Source organism: Sphingomonas sp. S6 (genome assembly GCF_043498045.1).
Classification (GTDB): domain Bacteria; phylum Pseudomonadota; class Alphaproteobacteria; order Sphingomonadales; family Sphingomonadaceae; genus Sphingomonas.
In genome coordinates, this window is the sequence record NZ_JBIEOE010000007.1 from 77,169 (window position 1) to 96,906 (window position 19,738).

Below are 19,738 nucleotides of genomic sequence, written 5' to 3' on the forward strand. Positions count from 1 at the left end.
GGGCAGGGCAGACCGCTGCCCTCACCCTTCCGGCGCGTTTCGCGCCTCCCTCCCTCTCCCGCCGGGAGAGGGAAGGCCGTGGCTTACTCAGCCGCCTCGGCGAGGCCGCCTTCGTCTTCCAGGTCCTGCATGGACTTGAGGTCGACGTTGAGACCCAGCGAGCGCATTTCCTTGACGAGCACGTTGAAGCTCTCGGGGATGCCGGCCTCGAACGTGTCGTCGCCCTTGACGATCGCCTCGTAGACCTTGGTGCGGCCGACGACGTCGTCCGACTTCACCGTCAGCATCTCCTGCAGTGTATAGGCAGCGCCATACGCCTGCAGCGCCCAGACCTCCATTTCGCCGAAACGCTGGCCGCCGAACTGCGCCTTACCGCCCAGCGGCTGCTGGGTGACGAGGCTGTACGGCCCGATCGAACGTGCGTGGATCTTGTCGTCGACCAGGTGGTGCAGCTTCAGCATGTAGATGATGCCCACGGTCACGCGCCGGTCGAACTTGTCGCCGGTGCGGCCATCGAACAGCTCCGACTGGCCCGACGTGTCGAGACCCGCCAGCTCCAGCATCGCGGACACGTCGCTTTCACGCGCGCCGTCGAACACTGGGGTGCCCATGGGCACGCCGGTACGGATGTTCTTCACCAGCTCGGCGATTTCTTCCGGCTCGCGGCTCTGAATGTCTTCGGCATAATGATCGCCATAGACTTCGACGAGGCGCGTCTTGACCGCGTCGGGCATGTCACCCGCCTTGGCGTCCGGATTGGCCTCACGCCACTCTTCGAGCTGCGCCGCGACCTGCATACCCAGGTTGCGTGCCGCCCAGCCGAGGTGCGTTTCGAAGATCTGACCGACGTTCATGCGCGACGGCACGCCCAGCGGGTTCAGCACGAGATCGACCGGCGTACCGTCCGCGAGGAAGGGCATATCCTCCTGCGGCAGGATGCGGCTGATGACGCCCTTGTTGCCGTGACGGCCGGCCATCTTGTCGCCCGGCTGCAGCTTGCGCTTCACCGCGACGAAGACCTTGACCATCTTGAGCACGCCCGGCGGCAGCTCGTCGCCCCGCTCCAGCTTCTCGCGACGGTCATGGAACTTGTCCGTGATCCGCTTGGCCGCTTCGTCATACTGCTGCTTGACGGCTTCCAGGTTCGACTGAACCGCATCGTCGGCAACGGCGAACTTCCACCATTCGTGGCGGTCGACGCTGTCGAGCAGGTCCATGTCGATGGTCGAGCCCTTCTTGACGCCCTTCGGCGCCGCGGTCGCGACCTGATCCAGCAGCATCTCGCGCAGGCGGCTCCACGTCGCCCGGTTGAGGATCGTACGCTCGTCGTCCGAGTCCTTCTTCAGGCGCTCGATCTCCTCGCGCTCGATCGCCATCGCGCGCTCGTCCTTGTCGATGCCGTGGCGATTGAAGACGCGGACGTCGACGATCGTACCGGCAACGCCCGGCGGCAGACGCAGCGAGGTGTCACGCACGTCGCTGGCCTTTTCCCCGAAGATCGCGCGGAGCAGCTTTTCTTCCGGCGTCATCGGGCTTTCGCCCTTCGGCGTGATCTTGCCGACCAGGATGTCGCCCGGCTCCACCTCGGCGCCGACGTAGACGATGCCCGCCTCGTCGAGGTTGCGCAGCGCTTCCTCGCCGACGTTCGGGATGTCGCGGGTGATGTCCTCCGGCCCGAGCTTCGTGTCGCGGGCCATCACTTCGAACTCGTCGATGTGGATCGACGTGAACACGTCGTCCTTCACGATCCGCTCTGAGATCAGGATGGAGTCTTCGTAATTGTAACCGTTCCAGGGCATGAACGCGACGAGCGCGTTGCGGCCCAGCGCCAGCTCGCCGAACTCGGTCGACGGGCCGTCGGCGATCACGTCACCGGCGTTGACCACGTCGCCGACCTTCACCAGCGGACGCTGGTTGATGCAGGTCGACTGGTTCGAGCGCTGGAACTTCATCAGCGTGTAGATGTCGACGCCCGACTTGCCCGCGTCCACGTCACCGGTGGCGCGCACAACGATGCGGCTGGCGTCGACCTGGTCGACGATGCCCGCACGCTTGGCGGCGATCGCCGCGCCCGAATCCCGCGCGACGGTCTCTTCCATGCCGGTGCCGACGAAGGGCGCTTCCGCCTTTACCAGCGGCACGGCCTGACGCTGCATGTTCGAGCCCATGAGCGCGCGGTTGGCGTCGTCGTTTTCCAGGAACGGAATGAGCGAGGCGGCGACCGAGACGAGCTGCTTCGGGCTGACGTCCATCAGCGTGATCGTTTCGGGCAGCGCCATCAGGAACTCGCCCGCCTGACGTGCCGAGACGAGGTCTTCGGCGAAGCTGCCGTCGTCCTTCAGCTCGGCCGACGCCTGCGCGATCGTGTGCTTGGCCTCTTCCATCGCCGACAGATAGACGACGTCGTCGGTCACCTTGCCGTCGATGATCTTGCGGTACGGCGTTTCGATGAAGCCATATTTGTTGACGCGGCTGAACGACGCCAGCGAGTTGATCAGACCGATGTTCGGGCCTTCCGGCGTTTCGATCGGGCAGATACGGCCATAATGCGTCGGGTGAACGTCGCGAACTTCGAAGCCCGCGCGCTCACGCGTCAGACCGCCCGGCCCGAGCGCCGAGACGCGACGCTTGTGCGTCACTTCGGACAGCGGATTGGTCTGGTCCATGAACTGCGACAGCTGCGACGAACCGAAGAACTCGCGGACCGCGGCGACCGCAGGCTTGGCGTTGATCAGGTCGTTGGGCATGACGGTCGACACGTCGACCGACGACATGCGCTCCTTGACCGCACGCTCCATGCGCAGCAGGCCGACGCGATACTGGTTCTCCAGCAGCTCGCCCACCGAACGCACACGACGGTTGCCGAGATTGTCGATATCGTCGATCTCGCCCTTGCCGTCCTTCAGGTCGACCAGCGTCTTCACCACGGCGAGGATATCCTCGGTACGCAGCGTGGTCACCGTGTCCGGGCAGTCGAGGTCGAGGCGCATGTTCAGCTTCACGCGACCCACGGCCGACAGGTCGTAGCGATCGGGATCGAAGAACAGGCCGGCGAACAGCGCTTCGGCGGTTTCGAGCGTCGGCGGTTCGCCGGGGCGCATGACGCGATAGATGTCGCTGAGGGCCTGCTCGCGCTCTTCGGCCTTGTCGGCCTTCAGCGTGTTGCGGATCCACGCGCCGGTCGACACGTGGTCGATGTCGAGCAGTTCGATGCGGTCGATGCCCGCCTTGTCGAGCTTTTCGAGGTTTTCCGCGCCGATTTCGTCGCCCGCCTCGACGTAGATCTCGCCGGTCGCTTCGTTGATCAGGTCATAGGCCGAATAGCGGCCGTAGATTTCCTCGGTCGGGATCAGCAGCTCGGTCAGGCCGTCCTTAGCCGCCTTGTTGGCCGCGCGGGGGCTGATCTTCTGCTGCGCCGCGAACACGACTTCGCCCGACGAGGCGTCGACGATGTCGAACAGCGGCTTCACGCCGCGCCAGTTCTCGGCCGCGAACGGAATGCGCCAGCCGCCTTCGCCGCGGACATAGGTCACGCGGTTGTAGAAGTGGTTGAGGATGTCCTCGCTGGTCATGCCCAGTGCATAGAGCAGCGCCGTCACCGGCAGCTTGCGCTTGCGGTCGATGCGGACGTTGACGATGTCCTTGGCGTCGAACTCGAAGTCCAGCCACGAGCCGCGATACGGGATCACGCGCGCGGCGAAGAGATACTTGCCCGAGGCGTGGGTCTTGCCGCGGTCATGGTCGAACAGCACGCCTGGCGAACGGTGCATCTGGCTGACGATGACGCGCTCGGTGCCGTTGATGAAGAAGGTGCCGTTCTCCGTCATCAGGGGCATGTCGCCCATGTAGACGTCCTGCTCCTTGATATCGATGACCGACTTGGCTTCGGTGTCCGGATCGACCTCGAACGCGGTCAGGCGCAGCGTGACGCGCATCGGCGCGGCATAGGTGATGCCACGCTGGCGGCATTCCTCGACGTCGAACTTGGGGGGTTCTAGGACGTAATCGTCGAAGTCGAGATAGGCGGTGCCGGCGAAATCCTGGATCGGGAAGACGCTGCGCAGCGTCTTTTCCAGACCCGAGACGTGGCCCGTCGACTTGTCCGAGCGCAGAAACTGCTCATAGCTTTCGCGCTGAACCTCGATCAGGTTCGGCATCTGAATGACTTCGTGGATATCCCCGAAGATCTTGCGGATGCGCCGCTTGGCGGTGCTGCCCTGGATCGCCTTGGTGGCCATGAGCGTTATCTGTCCTCAAGTCGCTGGCGAGGCCCGGATGGGACCCGCCGGAATGTCGTGCCCGGAAACCCCCGGACCGGACGCACGAAGCGACGCAAAAAAGCCGATCGCATGATACTGCGTCGGCCTTTGGCGTCTGAAACCGCAACCCTCTATCCGTACGAAGCGCTGCGCGACGGCGCTTCATGTCCCGAAAAGCTGTGGTGAGCCGCCCATATAGGGGCGGTGTTGGATGCTGTCAAAGGGCGGACGTCCAACAGCGATCCAACACGGGCTTCAGCTTGGTTGCCGGTTCGGCCGGTCGCCTTGGCGGGGCGGTTCGTCGCAGCGCGACTGGCGGTCGTCGCTGCATGCCGCAGGAGCGGGGCTTATCTTTGGAAGAGTTCCGCACCGATGACGAGTTTCCGGGGTGTGCGTCGGCGCACGATCCCCTTCCTGATGGCGACCGCCGTTGCGCCCGTGACGATCGTTCCGGCCGCCGCGCAGACCGGCAATGGCAGTGCCGCGCAGACGTTGCCGGGGCTGGACAATTTCAGTCTGCCGCCCTCGCAGCCGACACCCACGCCGAGCCCAACGCCGGCTCCGGTCATCGCGCCTTTGCCGACCCCCGCGGCATCCCCACGTGCGACCCCGACGCCGCGCGTGACTCCGCGTGCCACGCCGACGCCGACGCCGCGCGTGACGGCAACCCCGACACCGCGGGCGACCGCATCGCCTACGCCCGCCGTCACGCCGACCGTGATGACGGTGCCGACCCCGACCCCGACGACGACGGCGAGCCCCGTCATCGCGTCGCCCACGCCAGTTGAGGCGGCTACGCCGTCGGCCGCGGCCGTACCGGCAACCGCGCCGGACGGCGGTTCCGATTACGGTTGGCTGATCGGGCTGGCAGTCGTGCTGGGCCTTGGTGGGGCAGGGGCCTGGTGGTGGCGCCGCCGCCGCGCCGACCCCGCAGACGAGCCGGTTGTCCCTGTTGCGCCCGCGCCGGCTCCGAAGCCGCAGCCGGTCAGGCCGCGCACACCGGCCGCATCACCCGCCACGCCGCCGGCGCCCGTACCCGCGCCAATACCCGCACCCGTCGGGGATCGCGGGCGGCTGTCGCTGAGCCTCCACCCGCGCCGCGCCGGCCTGAATCTGCTCAGCGCGACGGTGGAGGCCGAGTTGGTCGTCCGCAATGACGGCAGCGAGCCTGCGCAGGCGATCCGTATTGGCGCGGCGCTGATCGGCGCGACACCGGGGCAGGGCGACGAGATCGCGCCCGTGTTCGACCAGCCCGTCATCCGCCCCGCGACCCCGCCCTTTGCGCTTGGCCCCGGCGAGGAGCGGCGGATCCGTCTGGTCGTCGCGCAGGCGCGGGCGGATATCGTACCGCTCACCGCAGGCGGGCGGACGTTGTTCGTCCCCGTCGTCGCGGTCAACGCGCTGTACGACGCCGGGCCGGGTATCGCCGGGCAAAGCGCGCGCGGCTTTGCGGTCGGCGTCGAGCGCGTCGACAGCGCCAAGCTCGCACCCTTCTGGCTCGACCAGCCTGCCCGCATGCACGAACAGCTCGGCGTCCGGCCCTATGGCGCCGGCGTAGAGCGCTAGCCGACACCGCCCGTCCGGCACGAACCGGACGGGCGGGCGAGGGGGGTCAGGCCGCTGCCTTCAGCGTCGCCATGTCGATGACGAAGCGATACTTGACGTCGCCCTTCACCATCCGGTCGTACGCCTCATCGATCTGCTCCATGCGGATCATCTCGATATCGCTGGTCAGGCCGTGCTCCTTGCAGAAGTCGAGCATCTCCTGCGTTTCCTTGATCCCGCCGATCAGCGAGCCCGCCAGTGCGCGGCGGCGGAAGACGAGGTTGCCGACCGAGGGCGCCGGGTGCGGCTCCGCGGGCACGCCGACGAGGCACATCGTGCCGTCGCGCTTCAGCTGGACGAGCAGCGCGTCAAGGTCGTGGGGGGCGGCGACGGTGTTCAGGATGAAATCGAACGAGCCCTCGTGTGCCGCCATCTGATCGGCGTCTTTTGAGACGATCAGGTCCTTTGCGCCCAGGCGCTTGGCGTCCTCGCGCTTGCCCGGCGAGGTCGAGAAGACATAGACCTCTGCGCCCATCGCCGCGGCGATCTTGACGCCCATATGGCCAAGGCCGCCGAGACCCACGATGCCGACCTTCTGGCCGGGTCCGACCTTCCAGTGATGCAGCGGCGAATAGGTGGTGATGCCGGCGCAGAGCAGCGGCGCGACCGCGGCAAGATCCTGCTCGTCATGGCCGATGTGGAGGACGAAATCCTCGGTAACGACGATATGATCGGAATAGCCGCCGAAGGTGTGGCCGCCCATCGCCTCGTCCGGGCCATTGTAGGTGCCGACGAAGCCGGTCGTCTCGCAATATTGCTCTTCGCCGTCATTGCAGGAGGGGCAATGGCCGCAGCTGTCGACCATGCAGCCGACGCCGGCGATGTCGCCGACCTTGAACTTCGTCACGTCGCTGCCGACCGCGGTCACGCGGCCGACGATCTCGTGACCGGGTACGCAGGGATAGAGCGTGCCGTCCCACTCTCCGCGCGCGGTATGGAGATCGGAATGGCAGACGCCGCAATAGAGGATGTCGATCGCGACATCCTTGGCACCGGGATCGCGGCGTTCGAAGCTGAAGGGCGCGAGCGGCGCGTCGGCAGCCTGGGCGGCATAGCCCTGGGTGGCAGTGGGCATCGGAAATTCCTTAAAGAAACGAATGGGGTTCGGAGCGCGCTGCAACGCAGCACGATCGCGTCGGCTCCCGATCATTCCTTCGATCAGTCCGATCGCTTACGTCGATGGCGCGTCGGGTGCCGGCACCATCACCAGCGCGTCGATCGCCGCCTGCAGGATGTGTGCGGCGGCGAGATTGTCGATCCGTTCGGCGCGTTTGGCGCGGCTCATATCCTGTTCGATCATGGTGCGTTCGACCGCGACCGTGCTCCAGCGTTCGTCCCACAACAGAATGGGGACGGCGAGATCGGCGCAGTTGCGGGCGAAGGCGCGGGTCGACTGGCTGCGCGGGCTTTCGGTCCCGTCCAAATTAAGCGGCAGGCCCAGCACGATGCCGCGGACGTGCTGGGCAGCGATCAGCTTGGCGATCGCCGCCTTGTCCGCGGTGAATTTGGTGCGGCGGATGAGGTCGGCCGGGCTCGCGAAGCTCCAGCCGGCGTCGCACAGGGCGGTGCCGATCGTCTTGGTGCCGAGATCGAGCCCGATCAGGCGGCCGCCTTGCGGCAAGGCCGCGCGGAAATCGGCGCGATCGAGGGTAATCATGCGCTGGCTCCGAACGCGGCGAGGCGACGCGCGGCGTCGGCGCGGACGTTGGCCCAGAACAGGCTGTAGTCGTACACGTGGTAGTTGTTGCCGGGGAGAACGTAACCGCCGACCTCCGGCGGTGTGCCGACGAGCAGGAAGCCGCGCGGGTCGCAGCGCGCGGGCACCTTGCCGGGTTGGATCGTCGCCGTGCTGAGATCGGCGCTCGGGAAGAGCGTGCCGCGGTTGGCGCCGGCCGGTGCGGCGGCGCCTGCGGTGCCGGTCAACGGGTTTGTGCAGACCATCGGGCTGCCCTTGCGCGGGCGGCCGTCGAAGCCGGTCGTCGTGTCGTAGAGGTCGGTGATGAGCGACGGGTCGGCGGGCTCGGCAAAGCTCTGCCACGACAGCAGGCAGCGCGCCTGATCGGGGCGGGTGCATTCGGGCAGGCCCAGCGCTGCCAGGTCCGTGGTCCGCGACACCGGCCAGCCGACGGCATAAGCGGCAACGATACGGCGCGCGATCGGCTTGCCGGCGATCTTTTCGCGGAGCAGCCGGGTGAGGTGGAGCGCGCCCTGGCTATGGCCGGCAAGGATGATCGGGCGCTTCGGGTCGACCTGCGCGACGAACGCATCGAAGGCGGCGGCGACGTCGCGATAGGCGAGGTCGAGCGCTTGGTTGGCGCTGGCCTCGCTGGTCAGGAACGCGCCGAATGTCGCCTGACGATAGCGCGGCGCCCAGATGTCGCCGCTGTCGTTGAAGGCACTCGCCTGGCCGCGCAGGAAGATCGCGGCGCGGGCGTTGGTTTCCGTATCGTCGAGCGCGGCATTCCAGTGCGCGCGGCCGATGTATGACGTCGGGTGGATGAAGAAGACGGCGGCCTTCGCCTGCCCGGCGGGCGCGGGGGTGTAGCCGGCGGGTGTCCACAGCGCCGGGTTGCCCGGAATGTCGGGGCGGGCGATCCACATCTTGCGCTCTGCGTAGACGCGGGGATCGACGCTCGCCTGCGCCTGAAAAGTCTCGCTCGGCACCAGCGCCATGCGCAGGATGCGGTTGCCCGCGAGGCGATAAGCGATCGCCCCGGCGATCACGAGCGCGATCAGGATGGCGAAGACATAGAGGAATTTACGCGCCAAGCGAGGCTCCCGGTTCGATGGGGATGCTCTGCCCGATGCGAGGCGGCGGGGCAATGCGGGGTGGGCCGAGCGCGTCAGGATGGCCTGGGCGGCCGTGATTCCCGTCACCCCGGACTTGTTCCGGACTGACAAGAGGGAGGGATGGCACGTGGCGTTCGCAAACCGGACCCCTATCAAGGGACAATGCCCGACGCGCGAAGCTGTTGCGCCGCAGCGCGGGCTTGGTGTAGCCGCATCGGCATGTCCGTAGACACCGCCACCGTAAAGAAGGTCGCCGCGCTCGCGCGCATCGCGATCACCGACGAGGACGCCGGCCGCCTCGCCCCCGAACTCAGCAACCTGCTCGGCTGGATCGAGCAATTGGGTGAGGTGGATACCACCGGCGTCGAGCCGATGACCGCCGTCATCCCCAACAGCCTGCGCCTGCGCGACGACGTGGTGAATGCCGATCCGCTGACCGGCGGCGGCATCCGTGACGACCTGATGGCCAATGCGCCGCAGGCGGAGCACGGCTTCTTTACCGTTCCCAAGGTGATCGAATAATGACCGACCTGACCGATCTGGGTATCGCCGCGATCCGCGACGGCGTGCGCGCCGGCAGCTTTTCCGCGGTCGAGGTTGCCGATGCCTTCGTGGTGAAGGTCGCCAAGGCCAAGCCGCTCAACGCCTTCCTGGTCGAGACGCCCGATCATGCGCTCGCCGCCGCCAAGACCGCCGATGCCGCGCGTGCCGCCGGCGAGACGCTGAAGCCGCTGGCCGGCGTGCCGATCGGCATGAAGGACCTGTTCTGCACCAAGGGCGTGGCCACCACTGCGGCGAGCCATATCCTGGAAGGCTTCACGCCGACCTATGAATCGACCGTGTCGCAGAACCTGTGGGACGCGGGCGCGGGCATGCTCGGCAAGCTCAACATGGACCAGTTCGCGATGGGCTCGTCGAACGAGACGAGCGCGTTCGGCAATGTCGTGTCGCCGTGGCGCAAGCCGGGCAGCGACGCGCCGCTCGCCCCCGGCGGATCGTCGGGCGGCAGCTCCTCGGCGGTCGCCGCGGGCCTGTGCCCGGGTGCCACGGGCACCGACACAGGCGGATCGATCCGCCAGCCCGCCGCCTTCACCGGCATCAGCGGGATCAAGCCGACCTATGGCCGCTGCTCGCGCTGGGGCACGATCGCCTTCGCCAGCTCGCTCGATCAGGCCGGGCCGATGGCGCGGGACGTGCGCGACTGCGCGATCATGCTGGAGGCAATGGCGGGCTTCGATGCGAAGGATGCAACCTCGCTACAGCTCGACGTACCCAAGTGGGAACAGGGTCTGACAGGCAACCTCGCCGGCAAGCGCGTCGGCATCCCCAAGGAATATCGCGTCGACGGCATGCCTGCCGAGATCGAGGCGCTGTGGCAGGCCGGCATCGACTGGCTGAAGGACGCGGGCGCCGAAATCGTCGAGGTGTCGCTGCCGCACACCAAATATGCGCTGCCGGCCTATTACATCATCGCGCCGGCCGAAGCCTCGTCGAACCTCGCGCGCTATGACGGCGTACGCTACGGCCTGCGCGACCTGCCCGACGGCGCGGGGCTGCAGGACATGTATGCCGCGACGCGCGCTGCGGGCTTCGGCGCCGAGGTGAAGCGCCGGATCATGATCGGTACCTATGTGCTGTCCGCCGGCTTCTACGACGCCTATTACACGCAGGCGCAGAAGGTGCGGACGCTGATCGCGCGCGATTTCGAGCGCGCGTGGGAACAGTGCGACGTTCTGCTGGCACCGACCGCGCCGTCGGCGGCGTTCGCGCTGGGCGACAAGTCGGCCGATCCGCTGGCGATGTACCTCAACGACGTGTTCACCGTGCCGTCGAGCCTTGCAGGCCTGCCGGCGATGAGCGTGCCGGGCGGACTCGACAAGGACGGCCTGCCGCTGGGCTTGCAGATCATCGGCAAGGCGCTGGACGAGCAGGGCGTGCTGAACGCAGGGCTCGCGATCGAGGAGCGTGCGGGCTTCGTCGCGCGGCCGGGATCGTGGTGGTAACCGACCGGACCTTCACGACACGCAACGTCGCGATGCTGCGCGAGGCGCAGGCCGCGCTCAACGTCGCGTTCGGGGCGATCCTCAGCGCCTATGTCGGTATCTCGCTTGCCGAGATCGACAACCATCCGTTCGACCACCATGTGCTCGCGCGGTTCTTCATCGCGCTGGCGGTGTTCATCCTGGGGCTGTCGGTCGGCAACAGCCTGATCCTGCGCGGTGAGTTCCGGCTGAGCGCGATCTTCCTGATCCTGGCGCTGATCGCCGCGGTCTACGCCCACCACGAAGGCACAGTGCTGCGCTTCGAGGGCGCGATCCTGCGCATCCTGGCCGGTTGCTGGGTCGTCGCGCTGCTCGGCAGCAACGTCGTGCTGACCGCGATCAACTATCTTCATCATCGGAATCGAACATGAGCGACTATCGCATCCAGGGCGCCACCGGCGAATGGGAGGTCGTGATCGGCCTGGAAGTCCATGCCCAGGTCACGTCCAACGCCAAATTGTTCTCGGGTGCCGCCACCGCGTTCGGCGCGGAGCCGAACACGCAGGTCAGCCTGGTCGACGCGGCGATGCCGGGCATGCTGCCGGTGCCGAACATGGATTGTATCCGCCAGGCGGTGCGTACCGGCATGGCGATCGATGCCAAGATCAATCGCTGGTCGCGGTTCGATCGCAAGAACTACTTCTACGCCGATCTGCCGCAGGGCTATCAGATCAGCCAGCTGTACCATCCGCTGGTCGGCGAAGGCGCGGTGGAGATCGCGCCGGACGACAAGAACCCGGACGCCACCAAGACGATCGGCGTCGAGCGCATCCACGTCGAGCAGGACGCGGGCAAGCTGATGCACGATCAGCATCCGACGCGGTCTTATGTCGACCTCAACCGCTCGGGTGTGGCGCTGATGGAGATCGTCAGCCGGCCGGACATGCGATCGCCGGCCGAAGCAGGGGCGTATCTCACCAAGCTGCGCTCGATCCTGCGCTATGTCGGCAGCTGCGACGGCAACATGGACCAGGGGTCGATGCGCGCCGACGTCAACGTCTCCGTCCGCAAGCCGGGCGACGAATTCGGCACGCGCACCGAAACGAAGAACGTCAATTCGGTCCGCTTCGTGATGCAGGCGATCGAGCATGAGGCGCTGCGTCAGGTCGAGGTGCTGGAGAGCGGCGGCAAGATCGTTCAGGAGACGCGGCTGTTCAATCCGGACACCGGCACGACGCGGTCGATGCGGTCCAAGGAAGACGCGCACGATTACCGCTATTTCCCGGATCCCGACCTGCTGCCGCTCGAGCTGGACGAGGCGTTCCTGGCGGACTGCCGTGCGAGCCTGCCCGAGCTGCCCGACGCCAAGCGTGCGCGTTACGAAGCCGCGGGTATCTCGCCTTATCAGGCGGGCGTGCTGACCGCCGAGGTCGAGGCGGCGCGCTGGTTCGATGCGCTGCTCGACGCGGGAGCGAAGCCGGTCGCGGCGGCGAACTGGACGACGTCGGAACTGTTCGGCGCGCTCAACCGCGTCGGCAAGGGCATCGCCGATTCGCCGGTGTCGCCGACCCAGGCGGCCGAACTGCTGGCGCTGGTTGCGGACGGCACGCTGTCGGGCAGCCTGGCGAAGCAGGTGTTCGAGGTGATGCTCGAAACGGGCGATGCGCCCGCGAAGATCGTCGAGGACCGCGGTCTGAAGCAGACGAGTGATACCGGCGCGATCGAGGCGGTGATCGCCGAGGTGCTGGCGAAGAACCCCGGCCAGCTAGAGCAGTATCGCGGCGGCAAGGAGGCCTTGTTTGGCTTCTTCGTCGGCCAGACGATGAAGGCGATGGGCGGCAAGGCCAATCCGGGCGTCGTCAACGAGCTGCTGAAGAAGGCCCTCGCCGGCTGATGACCAAGCGGATCGCCCGGTGCCGGTGTGGACAATTGTCCGCGACCTGCACGGGCGATCCGGTTCGCGTGTCGGTGTGCCATTGTCGCGGGTGCCGACGACTGACCGGCGGCGCTTTTTCCGCGCAGGCGCGCTTTCCCGCTGAGGCGGTGACGCTGACAGGCGCGTTCCGGACATGGGAGCGCGTTGCCGATAGTGGTCGTCGCGCGTGGTTTCGCTGGTGTCCGAACTGCGGCGCCACCGTGCTGTTCGTCAACGAAGGCTATGAGGAGATGCCGGCGATCCCGATCGGTGCCTTTGCCGATGACGATGCGCCGACCCCGACACTGTCGATCTTCGAAGAGAGCAAGATGCCGTGGGTCGCGATCACGGGTGAGGGGATCGAGCATTTCGCCTGATCTGCGCATGGTAAGGCGGTGCCGTTGCCCCAGGTCCCCCCGGGCTTGTTCCCGGGAGCACGGTTGGGCAGAACCATCGATTGATAGACACGCGGAACGGCGAAGCCCGGAAGAGTCCGGGGTCGCGGAGCGCGTGGGGTTGGCGTGGAGAGACGTATGAAGGCGGCTTGGCTTCTGGCATTCGCAATGGCGACCGGCCCCGCGCTGGCGCAGGACGCGCTCTTGCCGCCGCTCCCCCGCGTCGCGCTCGACACCACCGCGGGCCGCATCGTCATCGAAGCCGACACGCGGGCCGCGCCGATCACCGCCGGCAATTTCCTGAAATATGTCGACGGCAAGCGGCTGGATGGCGTCGTCTTCTACCGGGCGGTCAAGGTCGCGGACAAATTCGGTTTTGTGCAGTTCGGCGCTAACGGCGATCCCAAGCGGGTACTGCCGCCGATCAAGCATGAACCCACGACGCAGACCGGACTGCATCACACCGACGGCGCCTTGTCGGTCGCGCGGTTCGCGCCCGGCACCGCACGCGGCGACTTTACGATCAGCGTTGGCGATCAGCGCGCCTCGCTCGACGCCGATCCGTCGAAACCCGGCGACAATCTGGGCTATGCCGCCTTCGGTCGTGTGGTCGAGGGGATGGATGTGGTGACGAAGATCATGGACGGGCCCGTCTCTCCCACCGCGACGATCCAGGGGTCGTTCAAGGGCGAGGTGCCTGTGGTGGCCGTGAAGGTCATCACCGCGCGGCGGGTGCCGGTGGGGATTGCGGCCAAGCCTTGACGCGGCGGCGGTGACCCGAGGGGCGGTCGAAACGTCGGCCGCCCCAGTTGCCTTATTGTTGCGTCAGGTCTTGGTTCTTGACCTCGCCGCCAGTCCCGCTGTTGCCGTCGAACTCTCCGGTGTCGGTAAAGCGCACCGGTTCCGAACCGCCTTCGCCGCGCGCGACCGCATCGGCGCGGGCCTCGACCGCTTGTTCGATATCGCTGCGCTCGTCTTTGCGGGCGTCTGCACGCAGCGCGTCGGGATTGTTCTCCGACGCGTCGTCCGGCAGCGCCTCGACCGTGTCGTTGTGCCGATCGGTCATATCAGATCTCCGCCGGTTGCGACGTACCGGGATCGCCGGCGGGCGTGGTGGGCGAAGGGATATCGACGTCGGGCGTCGGCGGCGTGATTTCGGGCGGCGGCGCGCTCGGCTGGACCGGCTGGCTGGGCTGGGCGGGCGTTTCGGGTGGGGGCTGGGTGGCCATGGTGACACTCTCCTTCACCCCGCCAAACGTCCCGCACGCCAGCGGGTTGCGGCGCCCCTTGCTTGCACGCGCCGTGCTGGTATAGACGCGCGCCCAAGGGAATGCCCTTCGAAGTACCGCTTCGATGGGATTCCTATCGGCGGGTCCTTCGTGCGGGCGTGGCGGAATTGGTAGACGCAGCAGGTTTAGGTCCTGCCATCGCAAGATGTGGGGGTTCGAGTCCCTTCGCCCGCACCAGTCCCGCCGCTCCGAGCGCGGGACGGCAGCTAAAGATTTTTCGTCAGATTTCTCAAGATTGAAGGCCGGATATGCAGACTGTCGAGACGTTGAACGAGGGCCTGAAGCGCACCTACACGCTGACCATCACGCCGAAGGACATCGATGCCAAGGTCGATGCCGAAGTGAAGCGCGTCGCGCCGCAGGTGAAGATGCCCGGCTTCCGTCCCGGCAAGGTGCCCGTGAACCTGGTGCGCAAGATGCATGGCGAGGCGCTGGCCGCCGACGCGCTCAACAGCGCGATTCAGGAAGGCGTGCAGTCGCTGATCGCCGACAAGCAGCTGCGTCCCGCGATGCAGCCTTCGGTCGCGCTGAACGACGATTATGCGCCGGGCAAGGACGCGGTCGTCACCGTCGAGATGGAAGTGCTGCCCGCGGTGCCGACGCCGGCGATCGACGCGCTGAAGCTCGAGCGTCTGACCGTGCCGGTCGCCGACGAAGCGGTGGACGAGCAGCTGCAGAAGTTCGCCGACCAGTCGAAGAAGTGGGACGATGCGGCCGAGGACAAGGCGGCCGAGATGGGCGACCTCGTCACCGTCGACTTCGTCGGCAAGACCAGCGACGGTGTTGCGTTCGACGGCGGCACCGGCACCGACATGGGTGTCGAGCTCGGCTCGGGTCGCCTGATCCCGGGCTTCGAGGACCAGCTCGTCGGCGTGAAGCTGGGCGAGGAAAAGACGCTCAACGTCACCTTCCCGGAAGATTATGGTGCCAAGGAACTCGCCGGCCAGCCCGCGACGTTTGACATCACCGTCAAGAAGATCCAGGTCGCTGGCGAGAGCAAGATCGACGAGGATCTCGCGAAGAACCTCGGCCTCGAAAGCCTCGAGCAGCTGCGCGGCCTGATCAAGGGTCAGATCGAGCAGGAGCATAACGGTCTCACCCGCACGCACATGAAGCGCAAGCTGCTCGACCAACTCGCCGAGGGTCACGATTTCGAAGTGCCGCCGTCGATGGTCGAGGCCGAGTTCGCGCAGATCTGGCAGCAGCTGGAGCATGAAGCGACGCACGAGGAAGACCCCGCCGCGGCGATGGCCGAGATGGAAGCCGAGCGCGACGATTACCGCAAGATCGCCGAACGTCGCGTACGTCTGGGCCTGCTGCTGTCGGAAATCGGCCAGGCCAATGGCGTCGAAGTGACCCAGCAGGAAATGAACCGCCTGATCGGTCAGGCTGCGCAGCAGTATCGTGGCGAGGACCAGCGGCGCTTCATCCAGTACATCCAGCAGGAGCCGATGGCGGCTGCCCAGCTGCGTGCGCCGCTGTATGAGGACAAGGTCGTCGACTTCCTGTTCGGCAAGGCCGAAGTGACCGACCGCGAAGCGACCCGCGAAGAGCTGGAAGCCGCTATCGAGAGCGAAGACGGCTTCGCGACCGGCACGCACAGCCACGACCACGACAACCACAAGCCGCGCAAGTCGGCGAAGAAGGCTGACGCGGGCGCCAAGGACGAAGGCGGCGAAGCCAAGCCCGCCAAGAAGGCCGCGGCGAAGAAGCCGGCCGCCAAGGGTGAAGACGCCGGCGCGGTCGAAGCGCCTGCGGGCGACGAGGCCGCTCCCGCAAAGAAGCCGCGCGCCAAGAAGGCCGCCGCTCCTGTCGAGGCGGAAACCGCGGTGACCGAATCGTCCCCGGAAGCCGCCGAAGCGGCCGAGGGCACCGAAGCAGCCGACGCCCCGGCGAAGAAGCCGCGCGCGAAGAAGGCCGCGGCGAAGACCGAAGGCTGATCTTGATCGGGGAGGGGGGCTGCGGCTTCCTTCCCCTCTTCGTCATCCCGGCGAACGCCGGGATCCATGGACGCGCGCGGCTGGCGGTGGATCCGCTCCCGATGTTCCGCATCCATGGATCCCGGCGTTCGCCGGGATGACGAGTATGTGGGGTGTACGGCTCCGTGAGGGTGGAGGCATGAGCATCGTGACGCAGCCGACGATCGCAGTCCTGCTGCCCTGTTACAACGAGGCCGCGGCGATCGGTCAGACGGTTGCCGGCTTCCGCGCGGCGCTGCCGGATGCGGCCATTTACGTCTACGACAACAATTCCACCGACGCCACGATCGCCGTCGCGCGTGAGGCTGGCGCGGTCGTTCGTACCGAACGTATCCAGGGCAAGGGCAACGTCGTCCGCCGGATGTTCGCGGACATCGATGCCGACGTCTATGTAATGGCCGACGGCGACGCGACCTATGACGCTGCGTCGGCCCCCGCGCTGGTCGCGCGATTGCTGTCCGAGCAATGCGACATGATCGTCGGCAGCCGGGTCAGCCAGGTGCAGGAAAGCTATCGCCGCGGTCATCGCTTCGGCAATGCGTTGCTCACCGGCATGCTCGCGCGCCTGTTTGGTCGCAGCTTCACCGATATCCTGTCCGGATATCGCGTCTTCTCGCGCCGTTTCGTCAAGAGCTTCCCCTCGCTGTCGTCGGGCTTCGAAATCGAGACCGAGATCAGCGTCCACGCGCTCGAGCTGAAGATGCCCTGCGCAGAGATCGAAACGCCTTATTATGCGCGCCCCGAAGGCTCGGCGTCGAAGCTCAGCACTTATGGCGACGGCTTCCGCATCCTCAACACCATTCTGACGCTGTACCGGATCGAACGGCCGTTGCTGTTCTTCGGTGCGATCGGCGCACTGTTCGCGGCGATGGCGGTCGTGCTCGGCATACCGCTGGCGATCACGTACATGCACACGCATCTGGTGCCGCGTTTCCCTACCGCCGTCCTCATCACCGGGCTGATGATCATCGCCGCGCTGTGCGGCTTTGCGGGGCTGATCCTCGACACGGTGGTGCGCGGTCGGCGCGAGGTGCGCCGGCTTGCCTATCTGGGACACAAGGCGCCCCAAAGCGGGGCTTGAACTCCCTCGCGCGAGCGCCGATGTTGGCGGCCTCAAGGGCATAAGAGAGACTTTCATGCACAATCCGTTCGAGACCGGCGATTTCGCGAACCATCTGGGGCGCGCAGGCCTTGGCTTGCAGCAGACCCAGGCGGGCCTCGTGCCGATCGTCATCGAACAGTCGAACCGCGGCGAACGCTCGTTCGACATCTTCAGCCGCCTGCTCCGCGAGCGGATCATTTTCGTCACCGGCGGGGTGGAGGATGGCATGGCCAGCCTGATCACCGCGCAGCTGCTCTTCCTCGAGTCCGAGAACCCGAAGAAGGACATCTTCATGTACATCAACTCGCCGGGCGGTGTCGTCACGGCGGGCATGGCGATCCACGACACGATGCAGTACATTCGTCCGCGCGTCGGCACGGTGTGCATCGGTCAGGCGGCGTCGATGGGCAGCTTCCTCCTCGCCAGCGGCGAACCCGGCATGCGTGTCGCGCTCACCAACGCGCGGATCATGATCCACCAGCCGTCGGGCGGCGCGCAGGGCATGGCCAGCGATATCGAAATCCAGGCCAAGGAAATCCTGCGCATCCGCAAGCGGATGAACGACCTGTATGCGCAGTACACCGGCCAGCCGCTCGAGGAGATCGAGCGTCGCATGGACCGCGACACGTTCCTGGAAGCCAATGAAGCCAAGGATTTCGGCCTGGTCGACGAGGTGTTCGACAAGCGTCCGACCCCGGCCGAAGACGTCGCCCAAGCGGCCTGAGAACACGCCTGGGCGTGACTTTAGTGACTTTTCGACGTTGTGATATGCGTACCGGCCGGTCTACCATGACCGGCCTCACCAGCGGGGAAGCCCCCGCGACAAGGAAGTGTGAATGACGAAATTGAGCGGTGGCGACTCGAAGAGCACCCTCTATTGCTCGTTCTGCGGCAAGTCGCAGCACGAGGTGCGCAAGCTCATCGCGGGACCGACCGTGTTCATCTGCGACGAGTGCGTCGAGCTGTGCAACGACATCATCCGTGAAGAGACGAAGTCGGCACTCGTCAGCAAGAAGGACGGCGGCGTCCCCACGCCTCAGGAAATCTGCAACGTCCTGGACGATTACGTCATCGGCCAGAAGCAGGCGAAGCGCGTCCTGTCGGTGGCGGTCCACAACCACTACAAGCGCCTGAACCACGGCGCGAAGGGCGCCGACGTCGAGCTCGCCAAGTCGAACATCCTGCTCGTTGGCCCGACCGGCTGCGGCAAGACGCTGCTCGCGCAGACGCTCGCGCGCATCCTCGACGTGCCCTTCACCATGGCCGACGCGACGACGCTGACCGAAGCGGGCTACGTCGGTGAGGACGTCGAGAACATCATCCTGAAGCTGCTGCAGGCGTCCGATTACAACGTCGAGCGGGCGCAGCGCGGCATCGTCTATATCGACGAGATCGACAAGATCAGCCGCAAGGCGGAGAACCCGTCGATCACGCGCGACGTGTCGGGTGAGGGCGTCCAGCAGGCGTTGCTGAAGCTGATGGAAGGCACCACCGCGAGCGTCCCGCCGCAGGGTGGCCGCAAGCATCCGCAACAGGAGTTCCTGCAGGTCGACACGACGAACATCCTGTTCATCTGCGGCGGCGCGTTCAGTGGTCTCGAAAAGATCATCGGCGACCGCTTGCAGGGCAAGTCGATCGGCTTCGGCGCCTATGTCGCGGCGCCGGAGGAGAAGCGGACCGGCGAGTATCTGCGCCAGACCGAGCCGGAAGATCTGCTCAAGTTCGGCCTGATCCCCGAATTCGTTGGCCGTCTGCCGGTGATCGCGACGCTGGAGGACCTCGACGTCGAGGCTCTGGTCAAGATCCTGAAGGAGCCGAAGAACGCGCTGGTCAAGCAATACCAGAAGCTGTTCGAGATGGAGCAGGTGGAGCTGGGCTTCACCGACGACGCGCTGGTCGCGGTCGCCAAGAAGGGCATCGAGCGCAAGACCGGCGCTCGCGGCCTGCGGTCGATACTGGAGGGCATATTGCTCGACACGATGTTCGACCTGCCCGGCATGGACGGCGTCGACGAGGTGATGATCGACAAGGACGTGATCGAGGGCCGCAAGGAACCGATCCGCGTCTATGCCGAAAAGAAGAAGGACGGCGCCGGCGCGGCGGCGTGAGATTTTTGATACGGTAAGGGAAGGGGCGTCGCGCGAGCGGCGCCCTTTCTAGTTTGGGATTGTGAGCGGTGGCGTGTGTCGGGCAAGGTCTGCCTCCCCACGGCGTCACCCCGGACTTGGTCCTGGGGCCACCCGCGGCGAGGGGAAGGCCAGAGGCTCTCTTGGCACCTTTGCGGCTCGGGGACCCCGGAACCAGTCCGGGGTGACGAGGTGGGATGGATATGTCGCGCATCCCAAAGGACCCGCCGCGCCCCCCAAGGACCCGCCGCCCACACCCGTCGTTAACGCCCTGTCCGCCATAACCGGCGCCGACG

At 66.4% G+C, this 19,738-nt stretch carries 17 protein-coding genes and 1 tRNA gene; 12 read left to right on the plus strand and 6 right to left on the minus strand.

Going from position 1 to position 19,738, the window contains the following annotated elements:
- Positions 1–83: 83 nt before the first annotated feature.
- Positions 84–4,238, minus strand: a complete 4,155-nt coding sequence (gene rpoB / locus ACGVWT_RS12625) for a DNA-directed RNA polymerase subunit beta (protein WP_116460701.1) — start codon at positions 4,236–4,238, stop codon at positions 84–86.
- A 393-nt stretch (positions 4,239–4,631) separates the two neighbouring features.
- Here rpoB and ACGVWT_RS12630 point away from each other — a divergent pair, with 393 nt between their 5' ends.
- Positions 4,632–5,825: a hypothetical protein gene (locus ACGVWT_RS12630; protein WP_315462736.1), complete on the plus strand. Its 1,194-nt coding sequence runs from the start codon at positions 4,632–4,634 to the stop codon at positions 5,823–5,825.
- A gap of 46 nt (positions 5,826–5,871) precedes the next feature.
- Here ACGVWT_RS12630 and ACGVWT_RS12635 read toward each other — a convergent pair whose 3' ends face one another.
- The 3 genes from ACGVWT_RS12635 to ACGVWT_RS12645 all read right to left on the minus strand — a co-directional run bounded on the left by ACGVWT_RS12635 (position 5,872) and on the right by ACGVWT_RS12645 (position 8,633).
- Complete coding sequence (locus ACGVWT_RS12635) at positions 5,872–6,939, minus strand: NAD(P)-dependent alcohol dehydrogenase (protein ID WP_315462737.1); 1,068 nt, start codon at positions 6,937–6,939, stop codon at positions 5,872–5,874.
- Positions 6,940–7,035: 96 nt separating this feature from the next.
- Positions 7,036–7,521 carry a Holliday junction resolvase RuvX gene (gene ruvX / locus ACGVWT_RS12640; RefSeq protein WP_315462738.1) on the minus strand — a complete coding sequence of 162 codons (486 nt, stop codon included), beginning with the start codon at positions 7,519–7,521 and terminating at the stop codon, positions 7,036–7,038.
- The gene (locus tag ACGVWT_RS12645; RefSeq protein WP_315462739.1) at positions 7,518–8,633 is read right to left on the minus strand and encodes a DUF3089 domain-containing protein; all 1,116 of its coding nucleotides are present in this window, start codon (positions 8,631–8,633) and stop codon (positions 7,518–7,520) included. The genes ruvX and ACGVWT_RS12645 overlap by 4 nt, the downstream gene beginning before the upstream one ends.
- 240 nt (positions 8,634–8,873) lie before the next feature.
- Between ACGVWT_RS12645 and gatC the strand changes: the two genes are divergently transcribed.
- The 6 genes from gatC (at position 8,874) to ACGVWT_RS12675 (ending at position 13,708) form a co-directional block, all read left to right on the plus strand.
- On the plus strand, positions 8,874–9,176 hold the full coding sequence (gatC, locus tag ACGVWT_RS12650) for an Asp-tRNA(Asn)/Glu-tRNA(Gln) amidotransferase subunit GatC (protein WP_315462740.1): 303 nt from the start codon (positions 8,874–8,876) through the stop codon (positions 9,174–9,176).
- Positions 9,176–10,657, plus strand: coding sequence for an Asp-tRNA(Asn)/Glu-tRNA(Gln) amidotransferase subunit GatA (gatA, locus tag ACGVWT_RS12655; RefSeq protein ID WP_315462741.1), 1,482 nt, complete (start codon positions 9,176–9,178; stop codon positions 10,655–10,657). Before gatC ends, gatA begins: the two co-directional genes overlap by 1 nt.
- The gene (locus tag ACGVWT_RS12660; RefSeq protein WP_315462742.1) at positions 10,651–11,067 is read left to right on the plus strand and encodes a hypothetical protein; all 417 of its coding nucleotides are present in this window, start codon (positions 10,651–10,653) and stop codon (positions 11,065–11,067) included. The genes gatA and ACGVWT_RS12660 overlap by 7 nt, the downstream gene beginning before the upstream one ends.
- Complete coding sequence (gatB, locus tag ACGVWT_RS12665) at positions 11,064–12,530, plus strand: Asp-tRNA(Asn)/Glu-tRNA(Gln) amidotransferase subunit GatB (protein WP_315462743.1); 1,467 nt, start codon at positions 11,064–11,066, stop codon at positions 12,528–12,530. Before ACGVWT_RS12660 ends, gatB begins: the two co-directional genes overlap by 4 nt.
- The gene (locus ACGVWT_RS12670; RefSeq protein WP_315462744.1) at positions 12,530–12,928 is read left to right on the plus strand and encodes a GFA family protein; all 399 of its coding nucleotides are present in this window, start codon (positions 12,530–12,532) and stop codon (positions 12,926–12,928) included. The genes gatB and ACGVWT_RS12670 overlap by 1 nt, the downstream gene beginning before the upstream one ends.
- A 186-nt stretch (positions 12,929–13,114) precedes the next feature.
- Positions 13,115–13,708 (plus strand): peptidylprolyl isomerase, encoded by a 594-nt coding sequence (locus ACGVWT_RS12675; RefSeq protein ID WP_315462805.1) that lies wholly within the window; start codon positions 13,115–13,117, stop codon positions 13,706–13,708.
- Between the two features lie 52 nt (positions 13,709–13,760).
- Here ACGVWT_RS12675 and ACGVWT_RS12680 read toward each other — a convergent pair whose 3' ends face one another.
- Positions 13,761–14,012 carry a hypothetical protein gene (locus tag ACGVWT_RS12680; protein WP_315462745.1) on the minus strand — a complete coding sequence of 84 codons (252 nt, stop codon included), beginning with the start codon at positions 14,010–14,012 and terminating at the stop codon, positions 13,761–13,763.
- 1 nt (position 14,013) lies between these two features.
- A complete protein-coding gene (locus ACGVWT_RS12685) occupies positions 14,014–14,175 on the minus strand; it encodes a hypothetical protein (protein WP_017978150.1) in 162 nt (53 codons plus the stop codon).
- 152 nt (positions 14,176–14,327) lie between these two features.
- Between ACGVWT_RS12685 and ACGVWT_RS12690 the strand changes: the two genes are divergently transcribed.
- The 5 genes from ACGVWT_RS12690 to clpX all read left to right on the plus strand — a co-directional run bounded on the left by ACGVWT_RS12690 (position 14,328) and on the right by clpX (position 19,424).
- Positions 14,328–14,412 (plus strand) — tRNA-Leu (locus ACGVWT_RS12690).
- A 71-nt stretch (positions 14,413–14,483) separates the two neighbouring features.
- Complete coding sequence (tig, locus tag ACGVWT_RS12695) at positions 14,484–16,175, plus strand: trigger factor (protein WP_315462746.1); 1,692 nt, start codon at positions 14,484–14,486, stop codon at positions 16,173–16,175.
- Between the two features lie 178 nt (positions 16,176–16,353).
- Complete coding sequence (locus ACGVWT_RS12700) at positions 16,354–17,295, plus strand: glycosyltransferase family 2 protein (RefSeq protein ID WP_315462747.1); 942 nt, start codon at positions 16,354–16,356, stop codon at positions 17,293–17,295.
- Between the two features lie 55 nt (positions 17,296–17,350).
- Complete coding sequence (locus tag ACGVWT_RS12705) at positions 17,351–18,040, plus strand: ATP-dependent Clp protease proteolytic subunit (RefSeq protein WP_116460714.1); 690 nt, start codon at positions 17,351–17,353, stop codon at positions 18,038–18,040.
- A gap of 112 nt (positions 18,041–18,152) precedes the next feature.
- Entirely contained in the window at positions 18,153–19,424 is a 1,272-nt protein-coding gene (clpX, locus tag ACGVWT_RS12710; protein ID WP_017978154.1) for an ATP-dependent Clp protease ATP-binding subunit ClpX, read from the plus strand.
- The last annotated feature ends 314 nt before the right edge of the window (positions 19,425–19,738 follow it).